Genomic DNA, 14,120 nt, shown 5'->3' with positions numbered 1-14,120 from the left:
GTCACACTATTGGCACACCAGTCACGCTTCGCGATGGGCACCGGTCAGCGACGACTTGGCGGTCCTCGTCGCCAGAACGCTCAGGGCGTGAGATACGCCTGCACCGCCGGCGCGTACCGGTCGACCAAGGCGTCGACCGTGCTCGCACGCACCTCGGTGCCGCGGGCGATGCCGTACATCACGCCCAGTCCCAGCAGGGTGGCAACGGCCAGTTCGGCGCGCAGGCCCGCGTCGGGGCCGGTGAGGCGGGCGGCGATGCGGTCGGTGACCTGGGTGCGGAAGTTGGCGCGCAGGATGTCACCCTGCTCACCGTGCAGGGGCGCGAACACGATCCGCAGCAGCGGGTCGGCGCCGTGCTCGGACTGGCTGACCAGCACGTGCCGGACCATGTGCGGGCCCAGTTCCGGTAGTGGAGCGGCCAGCAGAGCGTCGGCGTCGGCCTCGAAGGACATGACTTGGGCGAACAGCGTGTCCTTGTTGCCGAAGTACTTCAGGATCAGCGGCGGGCTCACCCCTGCGCGGTCGGCGACGGCCTTGAGTGTGATGTCGGCGTGTGCGTGCCGGGCCAGCAGATAGCGGGCCGCCCGGAGGATGGCCGCCCTGGTCGACTCGGCGTCTCTGCGGGCCGGTGCGGGCGTGACGGGTGGAGTGCTCACGGCACTCATGCTCCCTCCATCGCCTCGTCGCGCGCGCCCCGGGGGTTGTCGCCGGTTCGCTCCGGCCCTTGCGTGACCGCTCGTGCGGGATCGCCGGGGATGCAGAGCGCTGCGGCCGCGGCTCCGAGGGCGACCACGCCCGCTGTCGCGAAGGCCAGCTGGTAGCCGTGGAGGGTGGGCACGGGTGCTCCACCGACCACGCCGGTGTGGTGTACGAGGACGGCGGCCACGGCCGCGCTGGAGCCGGCCTGGCCGATCGTCCGCATCAGCACGTTGACGCCGTTGGCGGAGGCGGTCTGCTCGGCAGGCACGGCTCGCAGGATGAGCGTGGGCAGCGCCGAGTAGGCGAGGGTGGTCCCGGTGGCGACGATCGTGGCGCCCGTGATGATCATCCACAGGTCGCGACTGTCGGCGATACGGACCGCGTATCCGGCGGCGATCACCGCGGCCCCGAGCGCGAGCGTGACACGCGGCCCGCGCGCGGCGGAGATCCGGGCGGAGACGGGCGACAGCAGGAGCATGACGACACCACTGGGCAGCAGACACAGGCCGGTGGCGACGATCGACAGCCCCAGTCCGTACCCGGTGGTCTTGGGTGCCTGCACCAGCTGGGCGGTGACCAGGGTGTTGGCGTAGAACGCGAAACCGGCAAGCAGGGCAGCCACATGGGACAGGCCGACCCTGGGCTCCGCCACCAGCCGCAGGTCCACCAACGGCTCCTTGGTCCGCAGCTGCTGCCCGCACCACAGGGCGAGCACGACGACGGCCCCGGCGAACAGGCCCACGACCCGCGCGCTGCCCCAGCCCCACTGCCCGCCCTGAGACACCCCCAGCAGCAGGCACACCAGCCCGACGGCCAGGCCCAGCGCACCGGAAACGTCGAACCGGCCCGGCTGTCGCACCGGCGATTCCCGCACCGCCCACCAGACCAGCGTCACGCCCGCCACGCCGAGGGCGCTGGTCACCCAGAACATGGTGTGCCAGTTCGCGTACTGCACGATCACGGCTGCCAGCGGCAGGCCCAGTGCGGCGCCGATGCCGACGGTGGCACTCATCAGCGCCACGGCCGATCCCCGGCGCTCCGGCGGCAGCTCGTCGCGCAGAATGCTGATGGACAGCGGGACGACCGCGGCGGCCGCTCCGGACAGCGTCCGGGCGGCGATCAGCACGCCGATGTCGGAGGTCAGAGCACACACGACCGAGCCCAGGGTCATCAGCCCCAGAGCCGCCATCAGGACCCGCCGCTTGCCGTACATGTCGCCGGCCCGACCCAGCACCGGGGTGAGGACGGCGCCGGACAGCAGGGTGGCCGTGACCATCCACGAGACCGTGCCCGCCGAGGCGCCGGTCAGCCGGGGCAGGTCGGGCAGCAGGGGAACGACCACGGTCTGCATGACGGCCATGAGGATGCCGCCGAACGCGAGCACCGGCACGGTCAGCCGGTCTCGGAGGGTGCTCACGCAGGGCGGCTTGCGTATCGCGGCGGTCTGATCCATCGGCACTCCAGCGGGCAGCGACTGGCGAGGCAGCAGGTGAATGGCTATTCACCATAGCTGGTGAATAGCCATTCACCCAAGCGGCAATTTCTGGCCGCCTCCCCACCTCGCCGTCTCGGAGGGTGCTCAGTCGAGACAGAACTCGTTGCCCTCGACATCCTGCATCGCGATGCACGACTCGTTCTCGTCATCGGCAGGCAGTAGCTGCACGCGTACTGCGCCGAGCGGGATCAGTCGTGCGCACTCGGCCTCAAGCGCGGCGAGGCGCTCTTCGCCTACGAGTCCGGTGCCGACCCGCACGTCAAGATGCACCCGGTTCTTGACGGCCTTCCCTTCCGGGACGCGCTGAAAGAACAGTCGCGGGCCGACACCTGTGGGGTCACTGCAGGCGGCCCATGCACCCTGATCCTCAGGAGGCAGCGAGCGGTTGAAATCGTCCCAATTGGCGAAGCCCTCCGGCGGCTTCGGGAGGACGTACCCCAGCACCTCGCACCAAAAGCGAGCGACACGCTCAGGTTCCGCGCAGTCGAAGGTCACTTGGAACTGCTTGATCGATGACATCGGCGCACCATAGCAAGGGGGCTCTGTTGCTCATCTCCCGTTGTGGATCGGCATGTTGTCGAGAGGACGGCCCCGACTGGGACCGCTCAGATCGAGAACCGCTCCTTGCGCAACAAGGGCGTACCGGGCCGGTGAAGCCGCCTGTGCGGAAGGGGGCTTGGAGCAGGCCGGCCCGCAGGTGCTGGGCCGCGGAAGACCGCCGCCTGCGGGAATCCGCGGAGCTCCGACGACGCTTAGCAGCGGACCGGTCGTTTCAGGACGGGTCAGCTCCCGGATCCGACCGCCGTACCGCTCACCGAGCAGCGGCTGTCGGGCGTGGTGGACGCCGGCGGAACGCTGATCGGCGTGGGCGCGGCGAACCTCCCGGACGGGAAGCGGACCGTCGGGGCCATCCGGACCTCACGGGACGGACGGACCTGGTCCGAACTGGCTGCCGTCGACAATGACTTGGCCTCTTCCACCGCGACGATCGAACTGCGTCATGTCGGGTGGCGCGCCGGCCCCCGGGTCGATGCAGTCTCGGGGTGCGGCGACGGACCGTGCGAGCCCTTCAGCCACTCAGGCTGCACTGCCTTCTTGGCGTCCCGTCTTCGTCCGAGTACGGGCAGGCCGGATCCGGTAGGTGGTCTTGGACGGATCGTTGATGGGCTCGCCCATTTCGATGCGTCCGCCGGAGCGCAGCCTTTCGCACACGTCGGTGGGCAGAGCGACGTAGCAGCCGCCTCGGCCTGTGGCGGAGTCGACCGGGCGCCAGTAGCCGTAGCGGATTCGTCCACCCTCGTGGACGGTCACGAAGACGGGCGTGCGGGAGTCGGACACGATGCGCAGCACCTCGGACGCGAGGGCGTCGAGCGCCACCGTGGGTCTGGGTGGGGGCAGTTGGAATGGTGCGCTCAAGTCGGCGAGGTCCGTACGTGCCGCCCGCCCGGCACGGTCGCGCTCGCCGCGGCGCGCAGGGTGAACTGTGATGGCCGCGGGGTCGGCGTCCGCGACGGAAATCGAGGCGCGGGAGGTCGCGAGGGGCATCTGTACGGCCTTTCCAGGGTGGAGGACGGACAGCGCACGCCTCGTTCCGGACCCAATGTCGATCTTGCTGGACCGCATTGTTGCGCCTGCCACTGACAGTGCACCCCAATGGCTCACGCGGCCCTCGTGCGGACGGCTCGACGCACCGAACAGGCGCCGACACGATGCGCTCTCCCGCTTCGCCCGGCGCCCTTCAGCGGACAGCCGGGCCGGCCATCGGCGCGGCGCCCGGAGAAGCACACCAGGCGCTTCAGCGGCGCCGCCCCCGCAGCTTGCCGAGCAACCGCTGGGCCTGGGCCCGGCGGCGCGGGTCGGCAGAGGCGCGGCGTACCTCCTCCACGGCACGTCGCCCCTGCGGGCTCCTGCTGAACTGCTTGATCTTGTCCAACATGCCTGGCACGGCTGTCCTCCTGAGACGCTCGACGACAACACCCTTGCAATAGGGCCTTCGTACAAACGCGGTTACCCCGGCCTCGTGGTCTCACCCCTCCTGCCGGACGTCGGGGTGGGGCAGGAACGTCTGCATCAGTCACCGGTTCGCTTCCTGCGCAGTGCGGACGGCTTGTGTACGGCCGACCTGCCGGACCGGGCGCTGCGTACCTCGTACTGCGGATCCTCGGGCGAGGCGTGCACGGTGCGGCCGGCGGCCTCGGTGCGTCGGGTGATCCTCCGCTCGACCGTGCCTTCCGTGGTGCTGCCGTGGCTGTTCCAGGTGACCTCGTCGCCCTGGGTGAGTTGCTTGCCCTTGTCTCCGCCGCTCGTCCCCTTTGCGCTCTTCGCCTTCTTCGCCATGGTGATCTCTCGCTTCCCCGTGCCGGTCGTGGCGTCATGGATTGCGCCCGGACGCCGCTTGGTCGGCGAGGCCGCCCGCGCCGAGTGGCCCGGTGTACTCGAAGGGGTGCGCCGCCTCCATGCGGGGCAGTTCGCGGCGCGACACGCGCAGCACGATGGGTGGCAGCGCCGCGCGCACCGGCTGGGTCAGACGCAGCCACTTGGGGGCGTACACGGCTGTACGGCGGCGTTCCAGGCCCCTCACCAGGCGGGCGGCGACCGCTTCCACGTGGTGCACCCGGCGAACCGGCGGGGGCATGTGGGCGCGCAGGTCGCGCAGGGCCGCGTACTGGTCGGCGTCGCGGATCATGTCGGTGTCCGTCCAGTTGATATAGGCGATGCCCACGGCGACCCCCGGTGCGCCACCTCCGCCCGCAGAGCGTGCGCAAAGGCCTCGGCCCCCGCCTTGGAGGCGCAGTAGGAACTCATCAGGGGGACGGCGCCGATCGATGCCAGCGAGGCGATCTGGAGGAAGTACCCCGCTGTGTCGAAGAGATCCGGCAGGAACGCGCGGGCCGTGTGGGCGCTGCCGGTGAGGTTGACGTCGATGACGCGGCGCCAGGCCGCCGGGTCCGAGGCGAGGAACGGGCCGCCCTCGGCGATGCCCGCGTTCGCCACCACGGCGGAGGGGCGTCCGAGTCCGGCCCGCACCGTGCGGGCCGCGGCGACCAGGGCGACGGGGTCGGTGACGTCGACCTCGACGGCCAGCGCCGGGCCCGGCAGGGACTCCGCCATCGCCTCCAGGGCTGCCTTCTCGTGGCCGAGCAGCGCCACCCGGGCGCCGCGCCGGGCGATCTCGCGGGACAGCGCCGCGCCCAGACCGCGGGCAGCGCCGGTGACGGCGACCGTACGGCCGGCGAGCGGGCTGCTGCGCATGGCTGCCCCCGTTCTTCCGTGGTCAGCGCTTGGCCTCGTGTGGTCGCGGTGGGTCACCGGCATGGGCCTCCAGCTCCAGGCAGACGCCTGCCTCGCAGCGGCGGACGACCGTCTCGCGGACCAGCCGGACCGGGCCGAGCCGGACCTCGTAGCGGATCGCCGCATCCAGGTGCGGCCACTGCCCGCGAACCGGGCCGTGCCGCGAGGTTCCCACCACGCACTCGGCATACCGGCTGCCGTCGGCGAGTACGAAGGGCCACGGAGGCCTCCAGGGGTTTCTCGACCGGTTTGTCCGGCGGCCATGGCCCGAGTGCCCGCGCACCAGAGGTCCAACCAGCACCACCGGTCCCGATCGGGTCCGCGTGGGCCGTACGAGCGGGCGGGCTGCCTCGTGGGGTTCGCCCTGCAGTGCTCCATCCAGCCGGTGCGGTTCGTGGTGCAGCAGATCGACGCAGGCGACCATGTCGGCTCCGTCCTGGACCCCGTCCTGGACGGCGAGCGCGAGAGGAACGAGCCGTACGGGGATGTCGAGCACGGGCGGCCCCGACGTCGGCCCCATTTCCCGGTCAGGCCAGACCGAACCTCTCGGCGTGCACCTGTCGCGCAGGGACCCTCAGCTCTCGCAGGCCGCCGAGCACGGCCCTGGTCATCGCGGGCGGGCCGCAGACGTACACGTCGCGTTCGGTGATGTCGGGGACCAGCTGATGCAGGCTGCTCGCGCCGAACGGCGGGACGCCGCCCTCGCCGGTCCTGCCGGTGAGCAAGGTCAACCGTCCGCCGCGCAGGGCCACCAAGTGCCGCACCTCGTTCAGCAGCACCGCATCGGCCTCGCTCCGCGCCCGGTACAGCACGACGACGTCGCCGGTCGTCTGCTCCTCCAGCATGGCCCGCACAGGCGTGATCCCCACGCCCCCGGCGATCAGCAGGACGCCGGGCCGGGTCCGGTGCAACGAGGTGAACGCACCGTACGGACCCTCGACGAAAGCACGGCTGCCGACCGGGACATCCCGCAGACCGGCGCTTGCGCTGCCCACCGCCTTCGCCGTGAGACGCAGCCCCTGTCCGCCGGGCGCCGCCGACAGGGAGAAGGGGTTGGCCAGCCACCAATGGTTGTGCCCGGGAAACCGCCAGATGCAGAACTGACCGGCGCGGGCGGGGAGTTTGTCGAGGTGTCGGCCGGTGACGTACACCGAGACCGCATTGTGGGACTCGGGCACGACGGCCGCGACGCGGAACCCGTGGTAGGCGTTGCGCCACAGCGGCACGGCGAGCCGCCCGGTCAGCAGCGCGCCGAAGGCGAACAGCCACAGGATCCACCAGTACGCCGTGGCGAACCCGGAGGACGTGAACGTCGTCGTCTCCTGCAACTGGTGGACGAACGCCAGGCCCAGGGCCACGTAGAGCAGCAGGTGCAGGCCGTGCCAGACCTCGTACCGCAGTCGGCGCCGCAGGCCCCGGGTGGAGATCACGGCGATCACGACGATGATGGTCGCGGCGAGCATGCCCAGCAGGGAGGCCGGCACCCCGCTGAGTGCGACGAACGTCTTCCCCATGGACGTGTCGTCGAGAGTCGCGTAGCCGAGCACCACCAAAGTGGCGTGGGTGAGGACGGTCCACAGCAAGGTGAAGCCGACCCAGCGATGCCACACCGTGAGCCGGTCCATCCCGATACGGCGATCCAGCCACGGCAGCCGGGCCACCAGCAGCAGTTGGAACAACAGCAGCAAGGCTGCGTGCAGGCCGAAGAACTTGGCGACCGTGAGCACCCCGTTCTTGCCCGACCCGGCGCTGAGGAACAGCACCTCGACGATCACCACATTGACAACGACGAACGTCCACATCGCCCAGCGCGCCGCGTCCACCGGAAGCATGGTGCCTGTACGCACCGTGTTACTCGCAGCCGTCATGGTTGCCTCTCATCCCCCCATGGCCGCAGTACCTACGACCCGTGTGCACAAACCCCATGAAGGCCGAGGAATTCGACCGAATGCGCACCTCGATCGGGTAAGGATACGGCTGGTGGACCCGATCCGTTCATGCCGGAACCTTCCGATCTGACCGCCATTTGGGCATTCGGCGCCCCGGTCGTGTCTGCGCGTTCAAGGTCGACGCGGACGGTCCGGCTGTCCAACAGTTGCTCCTCCGCTTACGCAACCCGCTTCGATGTCTCACCGTCCAACTCCACAACAGACGGCTGCAGATCACCCGGGAGAGCACATGGCGAAGAAGGACCGGACGACGGACGAGGCGAAGGAGAAGGAGAAGGAGAAGGACCGCGAGAAGTGGATGGCGCGTTTCCAGGTACGGCTGGCCATGCAGCCGGGCGTGGACCGGCCAGTCGTGCTCCAGGCGGTCGAGGAGGTCACGGCGCACTGCGCGGAGACGGGAGAGCACCCCCGAACCGCCTTCGGCAACCCGGACGCCTACGCCGTGCAGGCCGCCGCGCGGCTGGTGCCGGCGGACCGAGCGGCGGGTGCGAGGCGGCGCAATGCCCTGGTGGACGCGCTCGACTCCGTACGTGACGCGGCTGGCAAGATCGGCGGTCTGTGACCAGCTGAGGCGCCCGCCTCGGCCGCGATGAAGCACTCCAGTTGACGTCGCTCCATCGGATCTCCGTCGGTCTACGCCGACCCTCCGGGTGCAGTGCCCCTGTTCACCGATCGGGCTTTGAACCGGCTGATGACAAAGTATGGACGCGCCCGGCAAAAGTCCCCTACGGTATCGGCGCAACCGCACGAGTACCGCCTCTGCGTTCCCCGCGCAGTGGGTATCTCGACCGGAGTGCGATCCGGCGGCCTCCGGTCCGTTCTGGAGGACCGATGCATCCACGGTTGTTCCGCCGCGCCCGAAGACGGCTCACCCCCCTGCTTCTCGGAGCCTTCCTCGTCGGGGGCGTGTGGACAGCGCCCCCGTCCGCCGCCGCCCCCGATGACATCCCGCCCCAGGAACCGGGAGTGACCCTGCGGGTGTTCGACACCCAGGTTCCGCTCAGCAAGCTGTGCACGCTCAAGCCGGGGCAGACCCCCAACCACGACAAGCTGATGCCGACCGTGGACTGGTCCACGACCGGCGACTTCGGCGGCTTCGCCGACAACTTCTCGGCCGAGGTGTCCGGTTACCTCGTCATTCCCGACGACGGGTCCTACACGTTCCGCCTGACCAGCGACGACGGCTCCCGGCTGACCATCGACGACCGGACGGTCATCGACCACGACGGCCTGCACGGGGCCGAGCCGAAAGACGGATCCGTCCAACTCACGGCCGGGTCCCACCCGTTCCGCATCGACTACTTCGAACGGGGCGGCGACCAGCGTCTCGCGCTGGCATGGAAGCCACCGTCCGCGAACGACTTCACCACCGTGCCGAGCGAGGCGCTGAGCACTGACGCCGGAGTGGTGCGGGTCACCGCCCCGGGACGCAAGGAGTGCGAGTCGGGAGCGGACAGCCCGGGCGACGGTCTGCCGCTGACCGACGTACGCCCCGACCTCACCCTCACCGACCTGCGCCCGGACGGCTTCGAGCCCCAGGTCACCGGCATGGACTGGCTGCCCGACGGACGTCTGGCCATCACCACCTGGGGCGGCTCACAGACCACGACGGGTGAGGCGTACCTCCTCGACAACGTCACCGGCGACACGAGTCGCGACAAGGTGACCGTGAAGAAGGTGGCGAGCGGGCTGCGCGAGCCGATGGGCATCAAGTACGTCGACGGCTCGCTGTATGTGTCGCAGAAGCACGAGCTGACCCAACTGGTCGCCACCGACCGGGACTTGGTCGCCGACGAGTACCGCACGGTCGCCACCTGGCCTTACGGCGGCAACTTCCACGAGTTCGCCTTCGGGCTGCTCTATCGCGACGGCTACTTCTACGTGAACCTGTCCGTCGCCATCAACTACGGCGGCGCGACCACGACTCCCCAGCCGGCACCCGGCCGTGGGACCACGTACAAGATCAGCAAGAAGACAGGGAAGATCCAGCCGATCGCAGGCGGCCTGCGCACCCCCAACGGCATCGGCTGGGGCCCTGGCGGCGACATCTTCACCACCGACAACCAAGGCGGCTGGCTGCCCGCGTCCAAGCTCGTCCAGATCAAGCAGGACCGCTTCTTCAACCACTACACCGAGCCCTCGGGCCCCTTCGACGACCGGTCGGTGACCGAACCGGTGCTGTGGCTGCCGCAGAACGAGATCGCCAACTCCCCCAGCACACCGCTGTACTTGACCAAGGGCCGGTTCGCCGGTCAGATGCTCCTCGGTGACGTCACCTACGGCGGGCTCCAGCGTGCCTTTCTGGAGAAGGTGAAGGGCCAGTACCAGGGCGCTGTGTTCCGCTATACGCAAGGACTCGAAGCCGGCGTCAACCGCATCACCATGGGCCCCGACGGCGCGGTCTACGCGGGCGGGCTCGGCGCCGACGGCAACTGGGGCCAGGAGGGCAAACTGAAGTTCGGCCTCCAGAAGCTGACGCCCAACGGCGGCAACACCTTCGACATCAAGGAGATGCGCGCCGTCCCCGGTGGTTTCGACCTGGAGTACACGCAGCCGCTGTCCGAGGCCACCGCAGAAAAGCTGGCCGCCCACTACCAGGCCGAACAGTGGCGCTACACCCCCACATCGGACTATGGAGGTCCGAAGATCGCCGAGGAGCGGCTGAACGTCCGCTCGGCGACCCTCGCCGACGACGCGCGCACGGTCTCGCTACGCCTTGACGGGCTCAAGCCGGGCCGCGTCGTACACGTCCGTTCACCACGTCCCTTCGCGTCCACGTCCGGTGAGACGCTGTGGAGCACGGAGGCCTGGTACACGCTCAACGCCCTGCCGGGCAAGCAGCCGCCGCCCGCGACGCTGCACGAGGCCGAGGAGGCGCGGCTGACCGGGACGGCCGGAATCAACACCGACCACACCGGCTACTCGGGCAGCGGCTTCGTCGACGGCTACGGCACCGAGGGCAAGGCCGCCGCCACGTTCGACGTCACCGTCCCGAAGGCGGGTGACTACGACGTGAACCTGCGCTACTCCAACGGGCCCAACCCCTTCCAGGGCACCAAGTCCCTCTCCTTGTACGCCAACGGGCAGAAGCTGAGACAGACCAAGCTCGCCTCGACGGGCAACTGGGACACCTGGTCGGCCCAGCCCGAGCGGGTCACGCTGCGCGCGGGGAAGAACACCATCGCGTACCGCTTCGACTCGGGCGACTCCGGCCACGTCAATCTGGACCTGATCACCGTCCGCCCGCACGGCGCCCGGGTCACCCTCTTCGACGGCACCGCGACATCCCTCAGCCAGTGGCAGCACACGGACGGACGATCCGTGGAATGGCCGCTGACCGACGAGAAGTCGATGGAGGTGTGCTGCGGCGACATCCGCACCAAGGACGCCTACCAGGACTTCAAGCTGCATGCGGAGTTCCGCGTCCCGCTCCTGCCGGACGACGTGACCGGTCAGGACCGCGGCAACAGCGGCATCTATTTCCAGGACCGATACGAGCTTCAGATCCTCGACTCCTTCGGTGACACGACGCTCGACACGAACGAAGCCGGAGCGATCTATCTGAAGAAGGCTCCGGACGTCAACGCGGCCACAGCACCGGAGACCTGGCAGACGTACGACATCACCTTCCGCGCGGCCCGCTTCGACGCCGACGGCACCAAGACGGCCGACGCGCGGGTCACCGTCGTCTGGAACGGCAAGAAGGTCCACGACGACATCGCGATCGACGGCCCGACCGGCGGCGGCCACCCGGAGGGACCATCAGCCGGCTCCATCCGCCTCCAGGACCACGGCAACAAGGTGCGCTACCGCAACATCTGGGTGGAACCGCTGAACTGAACTCCCCAGAACAGCGAAGAAGGGGGCGCGCCTACGGGGCTTGTAGGCGCGCCTTCACCCCGTGCCGATTCTCGACTTGCGGCACAGGTGGTCTATACCAAGCGACGCGGTCCCAGTATCCTCAGCCGTAGCCGGCCAATAGCACACGGTTCTCTCTCCCCACACCCCCCAACCAGGTTGCGTGCTGGCGCGAGCGGCACCCCACGATGAGCCCCAGTGGCCGCGACCTGCCGATTCACCGCCTCTAGGAGGATCTCGGTGAGAGTTCGCACCCGAAGCACGGCGATCATCGGCACCGTCTGTCTCGTCGCTTCCCTCGCCCTGACCGCGGCGTCGGCCGACGAGTCCGCCGCCCCACGGCAGGTGCCGAAGGTGACCCTCAAGAACGTGGGCACGGCCCAGAATCCGACGGCGGGCGCCGCCGGCCCCGGCGGGAAGCTCTGGATCGCCGAACGCCCGGGCACCGTAAGGGTCCTGGACAGCAAGGGACTCAGTCAGCCCGTCCTCGACATATCCGCCGAGACCACCACCGACGGCGAACGCGGGCTGCTGGGCATCGCGTTCGACAAGAGGTTCGCGCACTTCTACATCTCGTTCACGAACCTCGAAGGCACCAGCACCGTGGACGAGTTCGCCGTACGGAACGGCAAGATCCAGCCGCAGACCCGCCGTACGGTCATCACCCAGACCCAGCCCTACGCGAACCACAACGGTGGCGACATCAAGATCGGCCCCGACGGCTACCTCTACATCGCACTCGGCGACGGCGGCTCGGGCGGCGACCCGCACGGCAACGGGCAGAACCTCGACACGCTGCTCGGCAAGCTCCTGCGGATCGACCCGAGGGGCGCCAAGCCGTACGCGATCCCGCCGGACAACCCGTTCGTGAACGACCCGATCGCGAAGGACGAGATCTGGGCGTACGGCCTGCGCAACCCGTGGCGGTTCTCCTTCGACTCGGGCACGGGCGATCTGTTCATCGGCGACGTCGGCCAGAACGACTGGGAGGAGATCGACTGGGCCCCGGCGAGCAGCAAGGGCGGAGAGAACTACGGCTGGTCCCAGATGGAGGGCACCCATCCCTTCCGTGGCGGCACGGAGCCCGCGAACCACGTGCCGCCGGTCCATGAGTACGACCGCGCCAACTTCGGCTGCTCGGTGACCGGCGGCTTCGTCTACCGGGGCAAGGCGATCCCGGGCCTCAAGGGTCAGTATGTGTACAGCGACTACTGCGACGGCACCGTCCGCTCCCTGCAGTTGAAGAACGGCAAGGTGACAGCCGTGAACGACCTCGGCGTCAACGGCGGCGAGGTCATCTCCTTCGCGCAGGGCGGCAATGGCGACCTGTACGTGCTCGCCATCGGCGGCAGCGTCTTCCGTATCGACCCGGCGTAACGAATACCAGCAGGAGCCGCCAGGCAGCGAGTGCCGCCCAGGGCAGGCCGGATCACCTCCCGGTTCTCCGGCCCGCCCCCGGCGTTGCCGCTCAAGCCTGTGCCTCACGCCTGTGCCGCACGCCAGCGACCCTCACCGGCGCCTCCGTCGACTTGGGGCCGCCCGCTCCGCTGTCGGCGGTGGCAGAAGCGGGGGCGGGTCCCGAGTTCAGGGCGTTGCGGACGGCGGTCAGGATGTCCTCGGTGTCGGCTCCGAGGGCTCGGGCGGCGGAGGTGAAGTCCCGCGCCAGAGTGCCGAGCTGGGGGCCGTCGTGGGCGTGCGGTCCGGACGGGAGCGCCGCCACCCGGGTGCCCGCGCCACGGCGGGTGCGGATCAGCTCCGCGGCCTCCAGCTCGCGGTAGGCGCGGGCCACGGTGCCCGGCGCCAGACCGAGGTCGGCGGCGAGCTGGCGCACGGTCGGCAGGCGCTCGCCCTCGGTCAGCCGGCCGGTGCGAATGAGCGCGGCCAACTGGGCACGGATCTGCTCGTACGGCGGTACCTGGCTGGTGGTGTCGACACGGACGGTGCGGTCACTCATCGTGGAAGATCCCATCGTCTGCTACCTCGTCGTCAACCGCCCGCGGTGCCACCACGGTTACCAGGGACCACCCGAACGTGAACAGGCTCAGCAGCCCCAGGGGACAGATCACCACGATGGTGGCGGCACCGAGCGGGCCTGCGCAGGCCGTTTCCGTGAGCGCGATGAGCAGCATGAGTACGACGAGCAGGACCTGGCTCGACACCAACAGCCCCCACGCTCCTGTGATCGCCCAGGCGCGGTCGCGGCGCTGCTGGAAGTCGCCCGGCCCGTAGGCAATACGGCGCAGGGCCCAGACGCAGGCGGGGGTGCCGACCGCGAGGGCGGCGAACATCGGGCCGCTGTAGTAGAGGCCGGGCCAGGGACCGAGGGATGCGGTCAGCCCTTCACAGGCGACGGTGATGACACGCCCCGCTCCGCCTGTCCGGCCGGGGCCGGAGGAAGCCGTGACGGCGCCCATGACCAGCAGACCGACGAGCGAGGCTGCCTGCAGAAGGAGCAGCGGCCCCATACGGGGCGGCACATGGTGTCCGACCAGACGCGGGGCGAGACTCGCGGTGCGCACCGCTTCCTGAGGACCGAGCGTCAGGGCGTCGCCGAGCAGGACGCCGCCCACCGCGCACAAGCCGAACGCCGTGATGGCGAACACGAGGGGGATCGTGATGTCGCCGCTCTCCATCGCAACCAGCTGCTGTGCGGCCACGATACCGATGGCCAGACCGGACCAACGGGCGTAGTGGTCGGCATGGTCGAGGAGCCGGGACTGGAGCGGGACGGTGTCGAGCACGTGGAGATCCCCCAGGGCATCTTGTACCAAACGGTAGGTACAAGATGCCCTGGTCGGAATCTTGTGTCAAACGCTCGATACAAGTAG

At 69.6% G+C, this 14,120-nt stretch carries 12 protein-coding genes and 2 pseudogenes; 3 read left to right on the top strand and 11 right to left on the bottom strand.

Annotated features, from left to right (window positions below; all coding sequences use genetic code 11):
* Positions 1-80: 80 nt before the first annotated feature.
* The 9 genes and pseudogenes from OHO27_RS38880 to OHO27_RS38840 form a co-directional block, all read right to left on the bottom strand.
* Positions 81-665 carry a TetR/AcrR family transcriptional regulator gene (locus OHO27_RS38880; RefSeq protein WP_328429619.1) on the bottom strand — a complete coding sequence of 195 codons (585 nt, stop codon included), beginning with the start codon at positions 663-665 and terminating at the stop codon, positions 81-83.
* Positions 662-2,152 (bottom strand): MFS transporter, encoded by a 1,491-nt coding sequence (locus OHO27_RS38875; RefSeq protein WP_328429618.1) that lies wholly within the window; start codon positions 2,150-2,152, stop codon positions 662-664. Before OHO27_RS38875 ends, OHO27_RS38880 begins: the two co-directional genes overlap by 4 nt.
* Before the next feature lie 126 nt (positions 2,153-2,278).
* Positions 2,279-2,713, bottom strand: coding sequence for a VOC family protein (locus OHO27_RS38870; protein WP_328429617.1), 435 nt, complete (start codon positions 2,711-2,713; stop codon positions 2,279-2,281).
* A 558-nt stretch (positions 2,714-3,271) separates the two neighbouring features.
* Entirely contained in the window at positions 3,272-3,739 is a 468-nt protein-coding gene (locus OHO27_RS38865) for a hypothetical protein (RefSeq protein WP_328429616.1), read from the bottom strand.
* 250 nt (positions 3,740-3,989) lie between these two features.
* Positions 3,990-4,139: a hypothetical protein gene (locus tag OHO27_RS38860; protein ID WP_328429615.1), complete on the bottom strand. Its 150-nt coding sequence runs from the start codon at positions 4,137-4,139 to the stop codon at positions 3,990-3,992.
* A gap of 125 nt (positions 4,140-4,264) precedes the next feature.
* Positions 4,265-4,531: a DUF2945 domain-containing protein gene (locus OHO27_RS38855; RefSeq protein WP_328429614.1), complete on the bottom strand. Its 267-nt coding sequence runs from the start codon at positions 4,529-4,531 to the stop codon at positions 4,265-4,267.
* A 34-nt stretch (positions 4,532-4,565) separates the two neighbouring features.
* Positions 4,566-5,446: pseudogene (locus OHO27_RS38850) on the bottom strand (SDR family oxidoreductase).
* A 55-nt stretch (positions 5,447-5,501) separates the two neighbouring features.
* Positions 5,502-5,696: pseudogene (locus OHO27_RS38845) on the bottom strand (SRPBCC family protein); the annotation flags it as partial.
* Positions 5,697-6,012: 316 nt separating this feature from the next.
* Positions 6,013-7,353, bottom strand: coding sequence for a ferredoxin reductase family protein (locus OHO27_RS38840; RefSeq protein ID WP_328429613.1), 1,341 nt, complete (start codon positions 7,351-7,353; stop codon positions 6,013-6,015).
* A gap of 310 nt (positions 7,354-7,663) precedes the next feature.
* Between OHO27_RS38840 and OHO27_RS38835 the strand changes: the two genes are divergently transcribed.
* From OHO27_RS38835 to OHO27_RS38825, 3 genes are all read left to right on the top strand, one after another.
* Positions 7,664-7,996 carry a hypothetical protein gene (locus tag OHO27_RS38835; RefSeq protein ID WP_328429612.1) on the top strand — a complete coding sequence of 111 codons (333 nt, stop codon included), beginning with the start codon at positions 7,664-7,666 and terminating at the stop codon, positions 7,994-7,996.
* A gap of 269 nt (positions 7,997-8,265) precedes the next feature.
* Positions 8,266-11,274 (top strand): family 16 glycoside hydrolase, encoded by a 3,009-nt coding sequence (locus OHO27_RS38830; protein WP_328429611.1) that lies wholly within the window; start codon positions 8,266-8,268, stop codon positions 11,272-11,274.
* Between the two features lie 258 nt (positions 11,275-11,532).
* On the top strand, positions 11,533-12,669 hold the full coding sequence (locus tag OHO27_RS38825; RefSeq protein ID WP_328429610.1) for a PQQ-dependent sugar dehydrogenase: 1,137 nt from the start codon (positions 11,533-11,535) through the stop codon (positions 12,667-12,669).
* A 91-nt stretch (positions 12,670-12,760) separates the two neighbouring features.
* On the opposite strand, the gene OHO27_RS38820 is transcribed toward OHO27_RS38825, so the two are convergent.
* The gene (locus OHO27_RS38820) at positions 12,761-13,246 is read right to left on the bottom strand and encodes a GntR family transcriptional regulator (RefSeq protein WP_328429609.1); all 486 of its coding nucleotides are present in this window, start codon (positions 13,244-13,246) and stop codon (positions 12,761-12,763) included.
* Positions 13,239-14,033, bottom strand: coding sequence for a hypothetical protein (locus tag OHO27_RS38815; RefSeq protein ID WP_328429608.1), 795 nt, complete (start codon positions 14,031-14,033; stop codon positions 13,239-13,241). Before OHO27_RS38815 ends, OHO27_RS38820 begins: the two co-directional genes overlap by 8 nt.
* Positions 14,034-14,120: the final 87 nt, after the last annotated feature.

This window comes from Streptomyces sp. NBC_00443 (assembly GCF_036014175.1).
GTDB lineage: Bacteria > Actinomycetota > Actinomycetes > Streptomycetales > Streptomycetaceae > Streptomyces.
This window is presented reverse-complemented; position numbering and strand designations above follow the sequence as displayed.

What these genes read in the sequence shown, in the direction of transcription:
- OHO27_RS38880 (WP_328429619.1), bottom strand. Translation starts at nt 665, where the DNA reads ATGAGTGCCGTGAGCACTCCACCCGTCACGCCCGCACCGGCCCGCAGA.
- OHO27_RS38870 (WP_328429617.1), bottom strand. Translation starts at nt 2,713, where the DNA reads ATGTCATCGATCAAGCAGTTCCAAGTGACCTTCGACTGCGCGGAACCT.
- OHO27_RS38830 (WP_328429611.1), top strand. Translation starts at nt 8,266, where the DNA reads ATGCATCCACGGTTGTTCCGCCGCGCCCGAAGACGGCTCACCCCCCTG.
- OHO27_RS38840 (WP_328429613.1), bottom strand. Translation starts at nt 7,353, where the DNA reads ATGACGGCTGCGAGTAACACGGTGCGTACAGGCACCATGCTTCCGGTG.
- OHO27_RS38820 (WP_328429609.1), bottom strand. Translation starts at nt 13,246, where the DNA reads ATGAGTGACCGCACCGTCCGTGTCGACACCACCAGCCAGGTACCGCCG.
- OHO27_RS38875 (WP_328429618.1), bottom strand. Translation starts at nt 2,152, where the DNA reads ATGGATCAGACCGCCGCGATACGCAAGCCGCCCTGCGTGAGCACCCTC.
- OHO27_RS38865 (WP_328429616.1), bottom strand. Translation starts at nt 3,739, where the DNA reads ATGCCCCTCGCGACCTCCCGCGCCTCGATTTCCGTCGCGGACGCCGAC.
- OHO27_RS38835 (WP_328429612.1), top strand. Translation starts at nt 7,664, where the DNA reads ATGGCGAAGAAGGACCGGACGACGGACGAGGCGAAGGAGAAGGAGAAG.
- OHO27_RS38855 (WP_328429614.1), bottom strand. Translation starts at nt 4,531, where the DNA reads ATGGCGAAGAAGGCGAAGAGCGCAAAGGGGACGAGCGGCGGAGACAAG.